This window comes from Mycobacterium gordonae (assembly GCF_001417955.2).
Lineage (GTDB): Bacteria > Actinomycetota > Actinomycetes > Mycobacteriales > Mycobacteriaceae > Mycobacterium > Mycobacterium gordonae_B.
In genome coordinates, this window is record NZ_LKTM01000035.1 from 66147 (window position 1) to 84097 (window position 17951).

A 17951-nucleotide genomic window follows, 5' to 3' on the forward strand; every position below is an offset into this window, starting at 1 on the left:
TATCCACAGGCGCCAGCCTCGCCGGCAACGACCGCCGCTCCCCCACGCCTACCGTGACTGCGTGCGGGAACCATCGCTGAATCCGACCCTGATCAGTCGTGTCGAAGCAGCGTGCCGTCCGGACTGGACCAGGACCGTCCTGGCCCGGCGGGTCGCCGCGGGCGGGCTGGTGGTGCTGGCCGGCATCGCTGCGCTGCGCTCCGACCCTGAGGGTGACCGCGTCGACGTAGTGGTGGCCGCCCGCGACCTCGGTTCCGGCACCGCCCTGGCAGACGCCGATGTGCGAGTCGAAAAGCGCTCGGCCACAACGGTTCCCGAGGGATCGATGACAGACCCCGGTCGGGTGCTCGGTGCGACGCTGGCGGGTCCGGCACGCCGCGGCGAGATCCTCACCGACGTCCGGTTACTGAGCAGCCGGCTGGCCGAGTCGACCGCGGGCCCCGGGGCCCGGATCGTGCCCCTGCATCTGGCCGACGGCGCGCTGATCGACCTGGTCCGGGTCGGCGACGTCGTCGACGTGCTGGCCGCCCCGGCCGGTGAAGTTCAGCAACCCGGCCCGGCGCTCGGCAAGGTGATCGCCACCGACGCCGTGGTGGTGCTCGTGTCGGCCAAGGAGAAGCTACGGTCCGGCGAGTCGGACCGCGTAGTCTTGGTTGCGCTGCCGGCTCGCGTGGCGAACACGGTGGCTGGCTCGGCGCTAGGTCAGACGGTCACCCTCACCTTGCACTGAGTACCCGGCCACCGCTGAGCACGTGATCGGCAGCAAAGCCTGTCCGATCAAGAAGGGACATCCCATGCTCAAAGGGTTCAAAGAGTTTCTCTCGCGGGGCAACATTGTCGATCTCTCGATAGCGGTGGTCATCGGGGCGGCGTTCACGACCTTGGTCAAAAGTTTCACCGATGGCGTCGTCAACCCGTTGGTGAGCTCGATCGGCATGGACAAGAATGAGGAGCACGGCATCTTGAAACAACAGATCCCGGGCACCAATCAGTTCATCAACCTCAATGACGTGCTGTCGGCCGCCATCAACTTCATCCTGGTCGCCGCGGTGCTGTACTTCCTGATCGTGCTGCCCTACAGCAAGCTGCGCAAGAAGGGCGAGGTTGAGCAGGCCGACGACGCGCAGGTAGTCCTGCTCGAAGAGATCCGCGACCTGCTCGCGCAGACCAACGGCAGTTCCTCGGGCAGGCACGGCGGCTCGCCGGCATCCGTGCCGTTGTCAGCCCCGCCGGAACACGGGCCCCGCGCCGAGAGCTGAGCCCGCCTCAGATCTCGAGGCTCGACAGCTGGCCGATGATGTGCGCGGCCAGCGGGTTGAGCGTCGCCATCCCGTCGCGCACGGCGTAACGGGAGCCGGCCAGGTTCACTACCAGCGTGCTGCCGGAGACCCCGGCCAGCCCACGTGACAGGCCGGCGTCGGTGATGCCCGCGGACAGCCCCGAGGCGCGGATGGCTTCGGCGATGCCGAGGATTTCCCGGTCCAGGATGTCGCGGGTGGCTTCCGGGGTGACGTCGCGCGGCGTCACCCCGGTGCCGCCGACCGACACCACCAGGTCCACCCCGCCGATCACGGCGGTGTTCAACGCGTTTCGGATCTCGACCTCGTCAGCCTCGACCGCCACCACACCGTCGACCACAAACCCGGCTTCGGTGAGCAACTCGGTGACCAACGGACCGCTGTGGTCCTCGTCGCCGTGCGCAGTCCGGTCGTCGACGACTACGACGAGTGCCCGCCCGACTACCAACTCCGCGCCCTGTTCCACGGGTACAACCGTATATCCGAGGTCGGACAGCTGCCCTTCGACCTTCATCAACTGTCCGCCTTCCCGAGCGTGACCTGCACCGTGCGGTTGCCACCGGCAGGATCCTGGTATGTCAGCGCCACCTTGTCCCCGGGCGCTTTGGAACGCACCGCGGCGACGAGCGCGTCGGCACTGTTGATCGGACGGTCGTCGACCTTGGTCACGACGACGCCCTTGGGGACGCCCGCGTTGGCGGCTGCGCCGTTGCCCACGACCTCCATCACCTTGGCGCCGGGAACACCCTTGTCGGTGGTCACCTGCACCCCGAGGGAAGCGTGTGTTGCCTTGCCGGTGCTGATCAGTTCGTCGGCGATGCGCTTGGCCTGGTCGACGGGGATCGCGAAGCCCAGACCGATGGAGCCGCTCTGCGCGTCGCCGGAATCGGCCCCCAATGTGGCGATGGCCGAGTTGATGCCGACCAGTTGCGAGTTCATGTTGACCAGCGCGCCACCGGAGTTACCGGGGTTGATGGCGGCGTCGGTCTGAACGGCATCCAGCACGGTGTTCTGGTTGCCCGCCTCACCGGTCGTCGAGACGGGACGGTTGAGCGCGCTGACGATGCCGGTGGTCACGGTGCCGGCCAGGCCCAGCGGAGAACCGATGGCCACCACCGGTTGGCCGACCTTCAGGCCGGCCGAGGACCCCATCGCGATCGGCGTGAGGCCGGAGGCGCCCTGCACCTTGACCACCGCGATGTCGCTGGTCGGGTCGGCCCCGACCACGGTAAACGTCGAGGTGCGGCCGTCGTAGAACGTCACCGTCGTTTTCGGCGGCGGACTTCCGGCCGGCGGCTTGGCGGCCGCGGCGACGACGTGGTTGTTGGTCAGGATCAGCCCGTCGGCCGACAGGATGACACCGGAGCCCTCTTCAGACTGCCGGCCCAGGTCGGTCTCCAGCATGACGACGCTGGGCACCACCTTCGAAGCGACCTGCTCCACCGAACCGGGCGGCATGTTGGCCGCCGGGACACTCGGGGCGCCACCCGAAGCCGCGGTAGTGCCGTGGCCGGTGCTGGATTGGTGACCCAGTTCAACCACCGTCGCGGCCGCGCCACCGATGCCGGCGGAGACCACCGCGATGGCGAGCGCGCCGAAAATCAACCCGGCCGAGCGCCGCCGCCGCGGCGGCGGTGACATAGGCGCCATCATCGGCGGCATCGGCCCGGGACCGGGCGGAATCGGACCGCCGCCGGTACCGCCCGGAATCGGCCGGGCGCCGGTCCCGCCGGGGATCGGGCCCGCCCCGGTGCTGCCCGGAATGGGACCGGACCCGGTGTTGCCGGGTATGGGGCCGGCCCCGGTGCCACTGAGCGGGTCGTAGGAGGAGCGGTACTGCTGCTGGGGCTGGTAGCGCCAGTCGAACTGTTGGTTGTAGCTCTGCTGCCCCTGGGCATAGGCGGGCGGTGCCGGCTGACTGGGCGTGGCACCGTATCCCGGCTGCTGCGGCGGTGGCGAATACCTCGGGTGATTCGTCATGTCGCTAAAACGTTCTTCCTCTACCTTGGGGGCTTACTTCAAGCCGACTCGACCACGCGTTGCTTGCATGGCGCTGATTTTCAACCCTAACTGTCAACTACCTTGCTTGCGCGGACTAAGAATCGACTGAGATGACATTCGTGGATCCCCGTGAGTTTGCGCTGTCACCCGTACCTCTAACGGAGTTCCCCCGCGCGTCGGTTCCCGCGTCGCGCTCCGCGACGACGACAGCCGACGGGTGCGCCGTTCCCGGCATCGGGCGCCCGGGTAACAGCACGTAGATCGACGTCCCCGGCGGTTGGCCGCCCGGTTCGGTGTCCTCCACGCGCAACGACCCCCCGTGGTTGAGCACGACCTGCTTGACGATCGCCAGGCCCAGACCCGAACCGGGCATCGCCCGCGCCGACGTCGAGCGGTAGAAGCGTTCGAACACCAGGCGCCGTTCCTGCGGCGGAATGCCCGGCCCCCGATCCGACACCACCAACTCGGCGTGGGACGGATCGAGTTGGCGCAGCGTGACACCGACATGCCCGCCGGTCGGACTCCACTTGGCCGCGTTGTCCATCAGGTTGAGCGCCGCGCGCGACAACCCCGCGGAGTCGCCGTACACCTGCCAGCCGATCACGTCGACGTCAAAGTGAATGTCGTTGCGGCGCCGCCGGACTCGCTCCAGACTCCGGTCGATGACGTCGGCCATGTCCACCGGTTCGTGCACCGCGTGGCCGGCGTCCCCCCGGGTGAGGTCGACAAGGTCGCCGACCAACGTCGACAATTCCTCGATCTGCGCGATCACGTCCGCCTGCAGGTCAACCATCTCCTGCTCCGGTAGCCGCGGCGCGCCGGGCGCCATCGAGGCCATCAGCAGTTCGACGTTGGTGCGCAAGGACGTCAGCGGCGTGCGCAGTTCGTGGCCGGCATCGGTGACCAGCCGCGCCTGGCGTTCCCGGGATTCGGCCAGCGCCCGCAGCATCAGGTTGAACGCCTCGGTGAGCCGCGCCAGTTCGTCGCTGCCGAAAACCGGAATGGGGCGCAGGTCGTCGGTTCGGGCAACCCGCTCGGCCGCTTCAGTGAGGCGACCGACCGGGCGTAGCCCCGCCCGGGTCACCATCCCGCCGGCGACGGCGGCGATCGCGACACCCACCCCGCCGACCATCAGCAGCACGAAGCGCAATTTGCCCATGACGTGTTCGGTGGGCTTGAGGCTCTTGGAGATGAGCAGGGAGCTGCCGTTGTTCAGGTGTATCGCCAGCACTCGCTGGTCGGCGGCGGTGCGTCGGGACATGAACAGCTCACCGCGGATGACGGCCTTCTCCGGCGAGCCCACCGGGAGGGTCTGCCCCGGTTGGTTCGCGGTGTAGATCGACTTTCCCGGGTTCACCAGCATCGCGTTGACATCCGAATACGCCGTGCCCTCGATGGCCTTACCCGGATCGGCCGCCAGCGAGCCGCTGGCGATCAACAATTGCGCCCGGCTCTGCAGCTGGTTGTCGATGTCGCTGTAGAGGGCGGCGGAGATCACCGCGTAGACAGCCAGGGACATCAGGACCACAACCATCGCCACCATCGACATCGCCAGCAGCATGACCCGCCATCGCAGCGACAACGAGCTGGTCGCCCGCAGCGGTGCGCGGCCGGCCCGGTCAGGGCGGCGGAACCAGGTCATCAGGGCGGCGTTTCGCGTAGCACGTAACCCACCCCGCGCACGGTGTGGATCAGCCGCGGCTCGCCGTCGGCCTCGGTCTTGCGACGCAGATATCCCACGTACACCTCGAGCGCATTACCCGAGGTGGGGAAGTCGAATCCCCACACTTCCTCGAGAATGCGGCTGCGGGTCAGCACGCGCCGCGGGTTTGCGATCAACATCTCCAGGAGGGCGAACTCGGTGCGGGTGAGACTGATCCGCCGTTGCCCGCGGATGACTTCGCGCGTGACCGGGTCCAAGCTCAGATCCGAGAAGGTCATCGCCACCGACTCGGCGGCGTCTTCCGGCTTGGTGCGGCGCAGCAGCGCCCGCATCCGCGCCAGCAGTTCCTCGAGAGCGAACGGCTTGGGCAGGTAGTCGTCGGCCCCGGCGTCCAGCCCCGCGACCCGCTCGGAGACCGAATCGCGAGCGGTGAGCACCAGAATGGGCAGGTCGTCGCCGGTGCTGCGCAGCTGCCGGCACACCTCGAGGCCGTCCAGCCGCGGCATCATCACATCCAGCACCACCGCATCAGGCCGGTCGCTGGCGATCAGTTCGAGCGCCTCAACCCCGTCGTGGGCCAACTCCACCGAGTAGCCGTTGAAGGAGAGCGACCTGCGCAGCGACTCGCGCACGGCACGATCGTCGTCGACGACAAGTATTCGCACGGAGCCTAGTTTCGTACGGAGGCCTGAGAGCGGCCTGAGAGGCGCGCCGAGAAGCCGCTAGTCACGCGGTGCGGCGTGCGCCGGCTGTGACTGACTGGGACGTCAGCGCTTGTCGAGGTCGACCAGCCCGAGGCGGGCGGCCTTGAGCAGCCGGCGGGGCACCTTGTGCTTCTGACCGGCGACGTTCACGTTGACCAGCCCGGTCGCGGTGGCCTTCCACTGCGAACGCCGGCTGCGGGTATTCGAGCGCGACATTCTGCGCTTAGGTACGGCCATGGTCGGGCCTAACTCCTCGTGTGGGGCTTTCGGTCGGGCGTGTCGCGCTCCATGGCTTTGCGGGCCGGACGGCGACAGTTGACCTCAAGGGTAGTGGGTACACCGGCCGGTCACCAAAATGGCCCTTACACAGGCACGCGCTGAGCCGGTTGACGCGCCGCCACCGACACCCGCTAACCTACCGGTTGGTTGGTTGATTGCGGCCGCCGAATCATCCCAATGGAGGGAGGACGCGCCCATTGTCTTCCGAGTTGTCTTCCGGGGCCCCTTCTGGCGCCGTGCGTATCGCGAACTGTTCCGGTTTCTACGGTGACCGGCTGTCCGCGATGCGCGAGATGCTCACCGGCGGTGAAGTCGACTACGTCACCGGTGACTACCTCGCCGAATTGACCATGCTGATCCTGGGCCGCGACCGGATGAAGAATCCCGAACGCGGTTACGCCAAGACCTTCCTCACCCAGCTTGAAGAGTGCCTGGGCCTGGCCCACGAGCGCGGCGTGCGCATCGTCACCAATGCCGGCGGCCTCAACCCTGCCGGGCTGGCGGATGCGGTGCGGGCACTGGCCGAGCGCCTGGGTGTCCCGGCGCGGGTTGCCCACGTGGAAGGCGACGACCTGCAACAGCGCGCGGCCGAACTCGGACTGGGCACCCCGCTGACCGCGAATGCTTACCTGGGCAGCTGGGGCATCGCGGACTGCCTGAATGCCGGAGCCGACGTCGTGATCACCGGCCGGGTCACCGACGCCTCGGTGATCGTCGGGTCCGCGGCCGCGCACTTCGGCTGGGGCCGCACCGATTACGACCGACTCGCCGGCGCAGTCGTGGCCGGCCACGTCATCGAGTGCGGCACCCAGGCCACCGGCGGCAACTTCTCGTTCTTCACCGAGGTCGAGGATCTGACCTATCCCGGCTTCCCCCTTGCCGAGGTCTATGACGACGGCTCCTCGGTGATCACCAAGCATCCCGGCACCGGCGGCCTGGTCAGCGTAGATACCGTCACCGCACAGTTGCTCTACGAGATCACCGGCGCCCGCTATGCCAATCCCGATGTGACTGCCCGGATGGACAGCATCACGCTGTCGTCCGACGGCCCCGACCGGGTGCGAATCAGCGGCGTCACCGGTGAACCGCCACCGCCGACGCTCAAGGTGTCACTGAACAGCATCGGCGGCTTCCGCAACGCCATGACGTTCGTATTGACCGGGCTGGACATCGAGGCGAAGGCGGAGTTGGTGCGACGCCAGCTCGAGGCAACGCTGACGGTCAAGCCCGCCGAGCTGGAGTGGACGCTGGCCCGTACCGACCACCCCGACGCCGACACCGAGCAAGGCGCCAGCGCCCTGCTGAGCTGCGTGGTACGCGATCCCGATCCGGCCAACGTCGGACGCAAATTCTCCGCCGCGGCAGTCGAATTGGCGCTCGCTAGTTATCCGGGCTTCACCTCTACCGCCCCGCCGGGTGACGGACAGGTGTACGGCGTCTACACCCCGGGCTACGTCGACGCCCGGCTGGTGCCGCACGTCGCGGTGCACGCCGACGGCACCCGCGTCGAAATCCCCTGCGCCACCGAAACTTTGGCACTGGAGGCGGCGGGCGACCCGGAGCTGCCCGAACCGCTGGCCGCCCAGCCCACCCGACGGGTACCACTGGGCCTGATCGCCGGCGCCCGCAGCGGCGACAAAGGCGGCTCGGCCAACGTCGGGGTGTGGGTCCGCACCGACGACCAGTGGCGCTGGCTGGCGCACACACTGACCGTCGATCTACTGAAAAAGCTGCTGCCCGAAGCGGCCGACCTGCCCGTCACCCGGCATCTGCTGCCGAATATCCGGGCGGTGAACTTCGTGATCGAAGACATTCTCGGCCAGGGCGTTGCCTACCAGGCCCGCTTCGATCCGCAGGCAAAGGGGCTGGGCGAATGGTTGCGCAGCCGTCACGTCGACATTCCGGAGAAGTTGTTATGAACGTCTGGACCACGCCGGAGCGCGAGCAATTGCGCAAGACCGTGCGCTCGTTCGCCGAGCGGGAGGTGCTGCCCAATATCGACGAGTGGGAGCGCACCGGCGACCTGCCGCGCGAACTGCATCTGCGCGCCGGCGAGGCGGGCCTGCTCGGGGCGAACTTCCCGGAATCGGTGGGCGGCGGTGGCGGGGATGGCGTCGACGCGGTGTTGATCTGTGAGGAGATGCACCAATCCGGTGCTCCCGGCGGCGTTTTCGCGTCGTTGTTCACCTGCGGCATCGCGGTGCCGCACATGATCGCCTCGGGTGACCAGCGGCTGATCGACACGTATGTGCGGCCGACGCTGGCCGGTGAGAAGATCGGTTCGCTGGCCATCACCGAACCCGGCGGCGGATCCGATGTCGGGCACCTGCGGACCTCCGCGGTGAAAGACGGCGACCACTACGTGATCAACGGCGCGAAGACCTACATCACCTCCGCGGTGCGTGCCGACTTCGTGGTGACCGCGGTGCGTACCGGCGGCCCCGGCGCAGCAGGCGTTTCGCTGATCGTGGTCGACAAGGGCACGCCGGGATTCGAGGTGTCACGCAAGCTGGACAAGATGGGCTGGCGCTCCTCGGACACCGCCGAGCTGTCCTACACCGACGTGCGGGTGCCGGTGGAGAACCTGGTCGGCGTGGAGAACACCGGCTTCGCCCAGATCGCGCAGGCCTTCGTGTCCGAGCGGATCGCCCTTGCCGCCCAGGCCTATTCGAGTGCGCAGCGCTGCCTGGACATCACCGCACAGTGGTGCCGCGACCGGGAGACGTTCGGCCGCCCGCTGATCTCGCGGCAGTCGGTGCAGAACACCCTGGCCGAGATGGCACGGCGGATCGACGTCGCGCGGGTGTACTCGCGCCGGGTGGTGGAGCGCCAGCTCGAAGGCGAGACCAATCTGATCACCGAGGTCTGCTTCGCCAAGAACACCGCCGTCGAGGCCGGGGAATGGGTGGCCAATCAGGCCGTCCAATTGTTCGGTGGCATGGGCTATATGGCCGAATCCGAGATCGAACGCCAGTACCGCGACATGCGCATCCTGGGAATCGGCGGCGGAACCACCGAGATCCTGACCGCGCTGGCCGCCAAGCTCCTGGGGTACCAGTCATGAGCTTGTTGAAATCCACCCTCGACCCGAATGGGCCCACCTTCACCGAGGCGGCTGCCGCGTCGACCACCAAGCTCGACGAGATCGCCGCCGAGTTCGCCAACGCCGTCGAAGGCGGCGGGCCGAAATACGTTGACCGCCATCACGCACGCGGCAAGCTGACCGCCCGCGAGCGCATCGAGTTGCTGGTCGACCCCGACTCACCGTTCCTGGAACTCAGCCCACTGGCGGCCTGGGGCAGCCCCTTCAAGGTCGGCGCCAGCACCGTCACCGGGATCGGCGTCGTCGAGGGTGTCGAGTGCATGATCGTCGCCAACGACCCCACGGTCAAAGGCGGCACCAGCAACCCCTGGACGCTGAAGAAGATCCTGCGCGCCAACCAGATCGCCTTCGAGAACCGGCTTCCGGTGATCTCTCTGGTGGAATCCGGGGGTGCCGACCTGCCGACCCAGAAGGAGATCTTCATTCCGGGCGGTCGGATGTTCCGTGACCTGACCCGGCTCTCGGCCGCCGGAATCCCGACCATCGCACTGGTATTCGGCAACTCCACCGCGGGCGGCGCCTATGTGCCCGGCATGTCCGATCACGTGGTGATGATCAAGGAGCGCTCCAAGGTGTTCCTGGCCGGCCCGCCGCTGGTGAAGATGGCCACCGGCGAGGAATCTGACGACGAGTCGCTCGGTGGTGCCGAAATGCACGCCCGCATCTCGGGTCTGGCCGACTACTTCGCGCACGACGAGCTGGATGCGATTCGGATCGGGCGCCGCGTCGTGGCCCGGTTGAACTGGACAAAGCAGGGACCGGCGCCCAAGCCGGTCACCGAGCCGCTGTTCGACACCGAGGAACTGATCGGGATCGTGCCCGCCGATCTGCGCATCCCGTTCGATCCGCGTGAGGTGATCGCCCGCATCGTCGACGGCTCCGACTTCGACGAGTTCAAGCCGCTGTACGGTTCGTCACTGGTGACCGGGTGGGCCCAATTGCACGGCTATCCCATCGGCATTCTGGCCAACGCGCGCGGCGTGCTGTTCAGCGAGGAGTCGCAGAAGGCCACCCAGTTCATCCAGCTGGCCAATCGTTCGAACACGCCATTGTTGTTCTTGCACAACACCACCGGCTACATGGTGGGCAAGGACTACGAAGAGGGCGGCATGATCAAGCACGGCTCGATGATGATCAACGCCGTGTCCAACTCGACCGTGCCGCACATCTCGCTGCTGATCGGCGCCTCATACGGCGCGGGCCACTACGGGATGTGTGGCCGCGCCTACGATCCGCGGTTCCTGTTCGCCTGGCCCAGCGCCAAATCCGCCGTCATGGGCGGGGCGCAGCTGTCGGGGGTGCTGTCCATCGTGGCCCGTGCGGCCGCCGAGGCCCGTGGCCAACAGGTCGATGAGGCGGCGGACGCGGCGATGCGGGCCGCCGTCGAAGGCCAGATCGAGGCCGAGTCGCTGCCGCTGGTGTTGTCGGGAATGCTCTACGACGACGGGGTGATCGACCCGCGCGACACCCGCACCGTGCTGGGAATGTGTCTGTCCGCCATAGCCAATGGCCCGATCAAGGGGACGTCGAACTTCGGCGTCTTCCGGATGTGAGCTTCATGGGGATCACGAGAGTACTGGTTGCCAACCGCGGCGAGATCGCCCGGCGGGTGTTCGCCACCTGCCGGCGGCTCGGTCTGGGCACCGTCGCCGTCTACACCGATCCGGACGCGGCCTCCCCGCACGTCGCCGAGGCCGACGCCCGCGTTCGGCTGGCGAAGACCAACGACTACCTCAACGCCGAGGCCATCATCGCGGCGGCGCGGGCGGCCGGTGCCGACGCCGTACATCCGGGCTACGGATTCCTCTCCGAGAACGCCGAATTCGCCGCCGCCGTGCAGGATGCCGGTCTGACCTGGGTCGGGCCGCCGGTCGATTCGGTGCGCGCGATGGGCTCCAAGATCGAGTCCAAGAAGCTGATGTCGGCGGCGGGCGTACCGGTGCTCGAAGAGCTCGATCCGGAGACGGTGACGCAGGGCCAACTGCCGGTGCTGGTCAAGGCGTCCGCCGGCGGCGGGGGCCGCGGTATGCGGGTGGTGCGGGAATTGTCCGCCCTGGCAGGCGAAGTCGAGGCCGCGCAACGAGAGGCGCAGTCCGCGTTCGGTGACCCGACCGTCTTCTGCGAGCGTTATCTGCCGACCGGGCACCACATCGAAGTGCAGGTGATGGCCGACCAGCACGGCACCGTCTGGGCAGTCGGCGAACGGGAATGCTCCATCCAGCGTCGACACCAGAAAGTGATCGAAGAGGCGCCGTCGCCGTTGGTCGAGCGCACGCCGGGGATGCGCGAGAAGCTGTTCGAGGCCGCCCGGCTGGCCGCCGGCGCGATCGGCTACACGGGTGCCGGCACGGTCGAATTCCTCGCCGATGATGACGGTGAGTTCTTCTTCCTCGAGATGAACACCCGGCTGCAGGTCGAGCACCCCGTCACCGAGGAGACCACCGGCCTGGACCTGGTCGAGCTGCAGCTCGAGGTCGCCGACGGAGGCCATCTGAGTGCCGAACCCCCTGCAGCGCAGGGCCATTCGATCGAGGTGCGGCTCTATGCCGAGGACCCCGCCCAGGGCTGGCAGCCCCAGGCCGGCACCGTGCATCGCATCCACGTGCCCTCGGTACGCGCAGAGTTCAGCACGCTCGGGCACCGGACCGGGATCCGCTTGGATTCCGGCATCGTCGACGGTTCGGCCGTGTCGATTTTCTACGACCCGATGCTGGCGAAGGTCATCTCGTACGCCCCGACGCGCCGGCAGTCGGCGCTGGTGCTCGCCGACGCGCTGGCCCGCGCCCAGGTGCACGGGCTGCGCACCAACCGTGAGCTGCTGGTGAACGTGCTGCGGCACCCGGCGTTCCTGGACGGGGCAACCGACACCGCGTTCTTCGACACCCACGGGCTGGCCGAGTTGTCGGCGCCGCTTGCCGACGGCGCGACGGTGCGGGTCTCGGCGATCGCGGCCGCGCTGGCCGACGCCGCGCACAACCGCGCCATCGCCGGCGCGTTGGGCTCACTCCCCTCCGGCTGGCGCAACCTGACCTCGGGCTACCAGGTCAAGACCTACCGGGACGCCACCGACACCGAACAGCGGGTTGAATACCGTTTCACCCGAACAGCTTTGGCGTTGCCACACGATCCGACGGTGCAGCTGGTGTCCGCGTCACCGCATGAGGTCGTGCTGGCCGAACACGGGGTGGCCTGCGCCTACTCGGTGACGCGGTTCGGCGACGACGTCTATGTCGACTCCGCGCGCGGACCGGTGCACCTGGTGGCCGTGCCGCGGTTCCCCGAACCGGGTTCGGCCGTCGAGCAGGGCTCACTGGTTGCGCCCATGCCCGGCAACGTCATTCGTATCGGCGCTGAAGTCGGCGCCACCGTCACCGCCGGCCAGCCGCTGATCTGGCTGGAAGCCATGAAGATGGAGCACACGATCACCGCGCCGAACGACGGCGTGCTCGCCGAGATCAATGTGCAAACCGGCCAGCAAGTCGAGGTGGGCGCCGTACTGGCGCGCGTGGAAGCACCCGAATCAGAAGGAGATTCGTAATGTCCGAAACCAGCTTCATCGAAAGCGAAGACCGCCAGGCGCTGCGCAAAGCGGTACGCGAGTGGGCGTCCGGCTACGGTGCCGAGTACTACCTGAAGAAAGCCCGAGCCCAGGAGCACACCACTGAATTGTGGTCCGAGGCCGGCAAACTCGGGTTCCTCGGGGTAAACCTGCCCGAGGAGTACGGCGGCGGCGGAGCCGGCATGTACGAGCTCGCGCTGGTCATGGAGGAGATGGCGGCCGCCGGCAGCGCGCTGCTGCTCATGGTGGTGTCGCCGGCGATCAACGGCACCATCATCAGCAAGTTCGGCACCGAGGAGCAGAAGAAGCGCTGGGTCCCCGCGATCGCCGACGGCACGCTCACCATGGCGTTCGCCATCACCGAACCCGATGCCGGATCGAACTCGCACAAGATCACCACGACGGCCCGCCGGGACGGCAGCGACTGGATCCTCAAGGGCCAGAAGGTCTACATCTCGGGCGTCGACCAGGCCCAGGCGGTGCTCGTGGTGGGTCGCACCGAGGAGGCCAAGACCGGCAAGCTGCGGCCGGCGCTGTTCGTGGTGCCCACCGACTCGCCCGGCTTCACTTACACACCGATCGAGATGGAGCTGATCAGCCCCGAACGCCAGTTCCAGGTGTTCATCGACGACGTGCGGCTGCCGTCGGACGCGCTCGTCGGAGCCGAAGACGCAGCGATCGCACAGCTTTTCGCGGGCCTGAACCCCGAACGCATCATGGGTGCGGCCAGCGCCGTCGGGATGGGCCGGTTCGCGCTCGACAAAGCCGTCGACTACGTCAAGACCCGCAACGTCTGGGGCGCCCCGATCGGCTCCCACCAGGGTCTGGCGCACCCGTTGGCGCAGTGCCACATCGAGGTCGAGCTGGCCAAGCTGATGATGCAGAAGGCGGCGACGCTCTACGACGCCGGCGATGACGGCGGCGCGGCGCAGGCCGCGAACATGGCCAAGTACGCGGCCGGCGAGGCGTCCACCCGGGCCGTCGACCAGGCCGTGCAGTCGATGGGCGGAAACGGGCTCACCAAGGAGTACGGCGTGGCCGCCATGTTGACGGCGTCGAGGCTGGCGCGGATCGCCCCGATCAGCCGCGAGATGGTGCTCAACTTCGTCGCGCAGACGTCGCTGGGCCTGCCCCGCTCGTACTGATGGACACACTCGTCGAGTACGCCCGGGAAGGCGTGGCCGCCAGGCTCACGCTGAACTCACCGCACAACCGCAACGCGCTGTCGACCACGCTGGTCACCCAACTGCACGAGGGGCTGCGCGCCGCCGCCGCGGACCCCGGGGTGCGCGTGGTGGTGCTAGGACACACCGGTGGCACCTTCTGCGCGGGTGCGGACCTCAGCGAAGCCGGTGGTGGCGGTGACCCCTTCCAGTCCGCGGTGGCACGAGCCAAGGAGATGACCGCGGTCTTGCGCGCGATCGTCTCCTCACCGCGGCCGGTGATCGGCGCCATCGACGGCCATGTGCGGGCCGGCGGATTCGGTCTGGTCGGTGCGTGCGACATGGTGGTCGCCGGGCCGCGCAGCACCTTTGCCCTGACCGAGGCCCGCATCGGCGTCGCGCCGGCGATCATCTCGCTGACCCTGCTGCCGAAGCTGTCCGCGCGAGCCGCCGCACGCTACTACCTCACGGGTGAAACCTTCGGCGCCAGCGAAGCCGCCGAGATCGGTTTGGTCACCCTGGCCGCCGACGACGTGGACGCCGCGGTGGCCGGTCTGGTCGCCGACGTCGGACGGGGATCGCCGCAGGGCCTGGCGGCATCCAAGGCGCTCACCACCGCCGCCGTACTGGAAGGCTTCGATCGTGACGCCGAGCGGCTCACCGAGGAATCGGCACGGCTGTTCGTCTCCGAAGAGGCGCGCGAAGGCATGCTCGCTTTTCTGCAGAAACGGGCTCCGAGCTGGGTCGCCGACACCGGCTCGGGCTCCTGACGGGGCCGCTCGCACGCTGGGAAGGTTGCAGTTCAGCCAACACCTTTTGCAGCAAACCGGGAAAGTCGTAAGCTCGCGGGTGAGATGACCAACCCAGCCCAGCGTGATGTGAAGGCCACGCGAGACGAACTGTCGCGCGCAGAGGACACCGACCGCATCCAGATTGCGCAGTTGCTGGCCTACGCGGCCGAACAGGGTCGCCTCCAGCTCAACGAATACGAAGACCGGCTAACCAAGGCGTACGCCGCCACCACCTATCAGGAACTGGACCAGCTCCGCGCCGACTTGCCCGGCACCGCGGTCAGCGCGCGGCGCGGCGGCAACTGCAATCCGGCCCCGTCCACGCTGCTGCTGGCCATCATGAGCGGGTTCGAGCGCCGCGGCCGCTGGAACGTGCCGAAGAAGTTGACCACCTTCACGTTCTGGGGCAGCGGGGTCATCGACCTTCGCTACGCAGACTTCACCTCCACCGAGGTCGAGATTCACGCGTACTCGATCATGAGCGCTCAGACCTTCCTGTTGCCGCCCGAAGTCAACGTCGAAATCGAGGGACACGGCGTGATGGGCAACTTCGACCACGAAGTGGTCGGCGAGGGCACCCGGGGAGCTCCCAAGGTGAAGATCAAGGGCTTCTCGCTGTGGGGTGGCGTCGGCATCAAGCGCAAGGCGCGCAAGGCCCGCAAGTAATCCACAGCTGGCCGCTGGGGTGAGTGGCCGGCCCCGTTTTCCGATGCCAGGCTTCGTCGTACGTTCGCGTCGGCGGAAGGCGGGTTGCGGTGGCGGCAACAGAGTTGCGAGCGTTTCCGGACATGCTCTTGTACGTCAGCATCCAACTGAACAACCATGCCCGGGTCCTGCACGGGGTGCAGCGGTCCTGCGACCGAGACGTCGACGGTGCGCAGCCAGGGTGGGTGGGCTCGTCGGGCGCGGCGTTGTCGGAGTTACTGAATCGGTGGGCCGCCGCCGCCGCAGGACACCTGGCCCGCCTCGGTGAGCATGCCGACGGCATCCGGTCGGCGGCCGCCGGTTTAGGCGAGATGGAGCAGAGCAACGCCGCCTCACTGCGATGACGGTCACCCTGGCCGATATCGATCGCTGGGATCCCGCCGCGATCACCACGGTCTTCGACGCTGCAATCAGGCGCGCACACGGCACCCGTACCGCGGCGGCGGCAATCACCGAACTGATGCGCCTGCTGAGTTTCGGGGGTGACGCCGCGGAGGCAGCGCACGCGGCGACCGGACATACCGCGCTCGTCCTGGACGACCACGCCGACGCGTGTGCTGCCGTGGCACGGGCCGCCGAACAATCGGCGGAGGAAATCGCCGCCATCAAGCGGCGCCTGGCGGCGCTGCGGGACGGCGCACGGGCAAGCCACGTCGAAATCGACGAGGCGCTGGGTACCGCGTTGCCGCCGTCGGACCTGGCCGGCTTTCCTGCCGCGGACCAGCAGGCCATCGTCGGCGCGGCCGTGCGGCTGACCGAAAGCCTGCAAAGCCTGCTGGCGGATGCCGAACGGGCAGACGAAGATCTGGCCGCGGCCATCCGTGGCGCCGACGGCGACCTCGATCGTGAACTCGTCGACGCGCAACTAGGTCACCAGCCGCCCAGGATGCCGCAACTGCCGCCACCCGGCACCGATCCCGATGCCGTCGCCCGGTGGTGGCAAGCGCTGACGCCGGGCCAGCAGGACCGGGTGAAGCAGTGGTTTCCGGGCGCGCTACGTAACCTCGACGGGATTCCCGGCAGCGTCCGCAGTGAACTCAATACTCCTGTGCTGCAACGGGAACTCATCCGGTTGCAGCAGGGGTGGGTCGACTCCTACGGGTGGCACACCGACCCCGGCCAGCTGGCCGACCTGACCGCACTGCGCGATACCCTGGCCGCCAATCCCGACTCCCGGCTGCTGCTGCTGGACACCGTAACCACCCCGGGCAAGGTGCTGGCGGCCGTTGCGGTCGGCGACGTCGACAACGCCGAGCGGGTCGGCGTCACCGTGGGCGGCCTGACCACCCGGGTGAGCGACAGCACCGCGAACATGGTGCGGCAGGCCGCATTTCAGCGCGACGAGGCGCGGCTGCTGCGCCGCAACGCCGGCCTCGCCGATGCCGATGCAGTGGCCTCGATCGCCTGGCTCGGTTACGACGCACCGGACAGTCTGCGGGACGTGGCGCACGACTGGCTCGCGCGCGACGGTGCGCGGGCGCTGAACAGCTTCTACCGTGGCCTGGCTGTGGCCGGCAACATCGCGGACCCCGGGATCGTCGCCTTCGGCCACTCCTACGGATCGTTGACCACGAGCCTCGCGTTGCAACAGGGCGCGCCGGTCAGCGACGTGGTGCTCTACGGTTCACCCGGGGCCGAGCTCACCGACGCCTCTCAACTCGGCGTCCCGCCCGGACACGCCTATTACATGATCGGCGCCGATGATGTTGTCGCCGAACTGCTTCCGGGATTCGCAGCGTTCGGCGCCCCGCCGCAGGACGTGCCCGGCATGGCGGAGTTGTCCACCGATGAGGGGTACGCATGGAGTGGCAGGTACGGTGACGGGCAACCGCATGAGCGGGCCTACGGACATTCGGAGTATGCCCGCATGGGAAGCGACGGGAACCTGCGGATGAGTGCCTACAATCTTGCGGTGGTGCTGGCAGGCCTACCCGCCGACCTCATCACCCCGGAGCCCGAGGATCCTGACCCGTGCGATCCGTGACCCGGCTCGCGGCGGCGCTGCTCGCCGGCACACTGGCGCTGACCGGCTGCGTCAATCGCACCACCATCGACCCGAACGCCAATCCTGGGCGTTCCGAACTCGATCGGCTGCAGACCATCGTCAACGCGCGACCCGACCTGGAGGCCGTCGAACGACAGCTCAGCGACCTTGACGCCGCGATCCGCGCTGCCGTCGCGAAACACTCTCCACAGAGCCGGTTTTCGGTCATGGCTGCGGGCCACCTGAGCAACGGTTGCCAAGACCCGTTCACCCGCAGCATCGGCCGTCAGGTCAACAGCGACATGTTCTTCGCCGACCCGCCGCCGTCGGCCGCGCAGTGGCTGCAGATCGCCGGCGAGCTTGCTGCGGTGTTCAGGGCCGCGGGCTTCAGGCCCAACAACTCGGCACCGGGAAGTCCGCAATTGCCGATGGGTTCGGCCAACGACTCGCAGAGCCGCGAGGACGGTGCGACGGTCAAACTGGTCAACGGCGTGGACGGCAGCCCGCTGGACTATTCCTATGACACCGGCTGCCATCTGCCCGCCGGATGGCGGGCGTCGCCCCCGCCGCCGGATGCGCGGCCGTCGAACGACCCGAACGTGCACTACCCGTATCTCTACGGCGCACCGGGCGGACGCACCGTCGACGCGTACTAGCCGGGGCCGCGAGCCGGGGCCGCGAGTCCTGCCGCGAGTCCTGGC

At 68.1% G+C, this 17951-nt stretch carries 16 protein-coding genes and 1 pseudogene; 12 read left to right on the plus strand and 5 right to left on the minus strand.

Annotated elements, in window-relative coordinates; genetic code table 11:
- The first annotated feature begins 61 nt into the window (after positions 1-61).
- A complete protein-coding gene (locus AO501_RS06270; RefSeq protein WP_055576898.1) occupies positions 62-730 on the plus strand; it encodes an SAF domain-containing protein in 669 nt (222 codons plus the stop codon).
- 64 nt (positions 731-794) lie between these two features.
- Positions 795-1259: a large-conductance mechanosensitive channel protein MscL gene (gene mscL, locus AO501_RS06275; RefSeq protein WP_055576927.1), complete on the plus strand. Its 465-nt coding sequence runs from the start codon at positions 795-797 to the stop codon at positions 1257-1259.
- Positions 1260-1266: 7 nt separating this feature from the next.
- On the opposite strand, the gene AO501_RS06280 is transcribed toward mscL, so the two are convergent.
- From AO501_RS06280 to rpmF, 5 genes are all read right to left on the minus strand, one after another.
- Positions 1267-1812 (minus strand): MogA/MoaB family molybdenum cofactor biosynthesis protein, encoded by a 546-nt coding sequence (locus AO501_RS06280; RefSeq protein ID WP_055576899.1) that lies wholly within the window; start codon positions 1810-1812, stop codon positions 1267-1269.
- On the minus strand, positions 1812-3278 hold the full coding sequence (locus AO501_RS06285; RefSeq protein ID WP_055576900.1) for a S1C family serine protease: 1467 nt from the start codon (positions 3276-3278) through the stop codon (positions 1812-1814). The genes AO501_RS06280 and AO501_RS06285 overlap by 1 nt, the downstream gene beginning before the upstream one ends.
- 115 nt (positions 3279-3393) lie before the next feature.
- On the minus strand, positions 3394-4941 hold the full coding sequence (locus AO501_RS06290; protein WP_055576901.1) for a HAMP domain-containing sensor histidine kinase: 1548 nt from the start codon (positions 4939-4941) through the stop codon (positions 3394-3396).
- Positions 4941-5627 carry a two-component system response regulator MprA gene (gene mprA, locus AO501_RS06295; RefSeq protein WP_055576902.1) on the minus strand — a complete coding sequence of 229 codons (687 nt, stop codon included), beginning with the start codon at positions 5625-5627 and terminating at the stop codon, positions 4941-4943. The genes AO501_RS06290 and mprA overlap by 1 nt, the downstream gene beginning before the upstream one ends.
- Before the next feature lie 102 nt (positions 5628-5729).
- Positions 5730-5903 (minus strand): 50S ribosomal protein L32, encoded by a 174-nt coding sequence (gene rpmF, locus AO501_RS06300; RefSeq protein ID WP_055576903.1) that lies wholly within the window; start codon positions 5901-5903, stop codon positions 5730-5732.
- A 278-nt stretch (positions 5904-6181) separates the two neighbouring features.
- Here rpmF and AO501_RS06305 point away from each other — a divergent pair, with 278 nt between their 5' ends.
- The 10 genes and pseudogenes from AO501_RS06305 (at position 6182) to AO501_RS06350 (ending at position 17906) form a co-directional block, all read left to right on the plus strand.
- Entirely contained in the window at positions 6182-7864 is a 1683-nt protein-coding gene (locus AO501_RS06305; RefSeq protein WP_055576904.1) for an acyclic terpene utilization AtuA family protein, read from the plus strand.
- On the plus strand, positions 7861-9009 hold the full coding sequence (locus tag AO501_RS06310; RefSeq protein ID WP_055576905.1) for an acyl-CoA dehydrogenase family protein: 1149 nt from the start codon (positions 7861-7863) through the stop codon (positions 9007-9009). Before AO501_RS06305 ends, AO501_RS06310 begins: the two co-directional genes overlap by 4 nt.
- A 2-nt stretch (positions 9010-9011) precedes the next feature.
- Complete coding sequence (locus AO501_RS06315) at positions 9012-10601, plus strand: acyl-CoA carboxylase subunit beta (RefSeq protein WP_156452350.1); 1590 nt, start codon at positions 9012-9014, stop codon at positions 10599-10601.
- Positions 10602-10606: 5 nt separating this feature from the next.
- Positions 10607-12586 (plus strand): acetyl/propionyl/methylcrotonyl-CoA carboxylase subunit alpha, encoded by a 1980-nt coding sequence (locus AO501_RS06320; protein ID WP_055576928.1) that lies wholly within the window; start codon positions 10607-10609, stop codon positions 12584-12586.
- Positions 12586-13752, plus strand: coding sequence for an acyl-CoA dehydrogenase family protein (locus AO501_RS06325; RefSeq protein WP_055576907.1), 1167 nt, complete (start codon positions 12586-12588; stop codon positions 13750-13752). The genes AO501_RS06320 and AO501_RS06325 overlap by 1 nt, the downstream gene beginning before the upstream one ends.
- A pseudogene (locus AO501_RS06330) lies at positions 13752-14541 on the plus strand (enoyl-CoA hydratase family protein); the annotation flags it as partial. The gene AO501_RS06325 and the pseudogene AO501_RS06330, both read left to right, overlap by 1 nt.
- Before the next feature lie 83 nt (positions 14542-14624).
- On the plus strand, positions 14625-15227 hold the full coding sequence (locus AO501_RS06335; protein ID WP_055576909.1) for a DUF1707 SHOCT-like domain-containing protein: 603 nt from the start codon (positions 14625-14627) through the stop codon (positions 15225-15227).
- Positions 15228-15316: 89 nt separating this feature from the next.
- Positions 15317-15610 (plus strand): WXG100 family type VII secretion target, encoded by a 294-nt coding sequence (locus AO501_RS06340; RefSeq protein WP_156452347.1) that lies wholly within the window; start codon positions 15317-15319, stop codon positions 15608-15610.
- The gene (locus tag AO501_RS34505) at positions 15607-17250 is read left to right on the plus strand and encodes an alpha/beta hydrolase (RefSeq protein WP_063892817.1); all 1644 of its coding nucleotides are present in this window, start codon (positions 15607-15609) and stop codon (positions 17248-17250) included. The genes AO501_RS06340 and AO501_RS34505 overlap by 4 nt, the downstream gene beginning before the upstream one ends.
- On the plus strand, positions 17238-17906 hold the full coding sequence (locus AO501_RS06350; RefSeq protein WP_055576911.1) for an LppA family lipoprotein: 669 nt from the start codon (positions 17238-17240) through the stop codon (positions 17904-17906). The genes AO501_RS34505 and AO501_RS06350 overlap by 13 nt, the downstream gene beginning before the upstream one ends.
- Positions 17907-17951 lie beyond the last annotated feature (45 nt).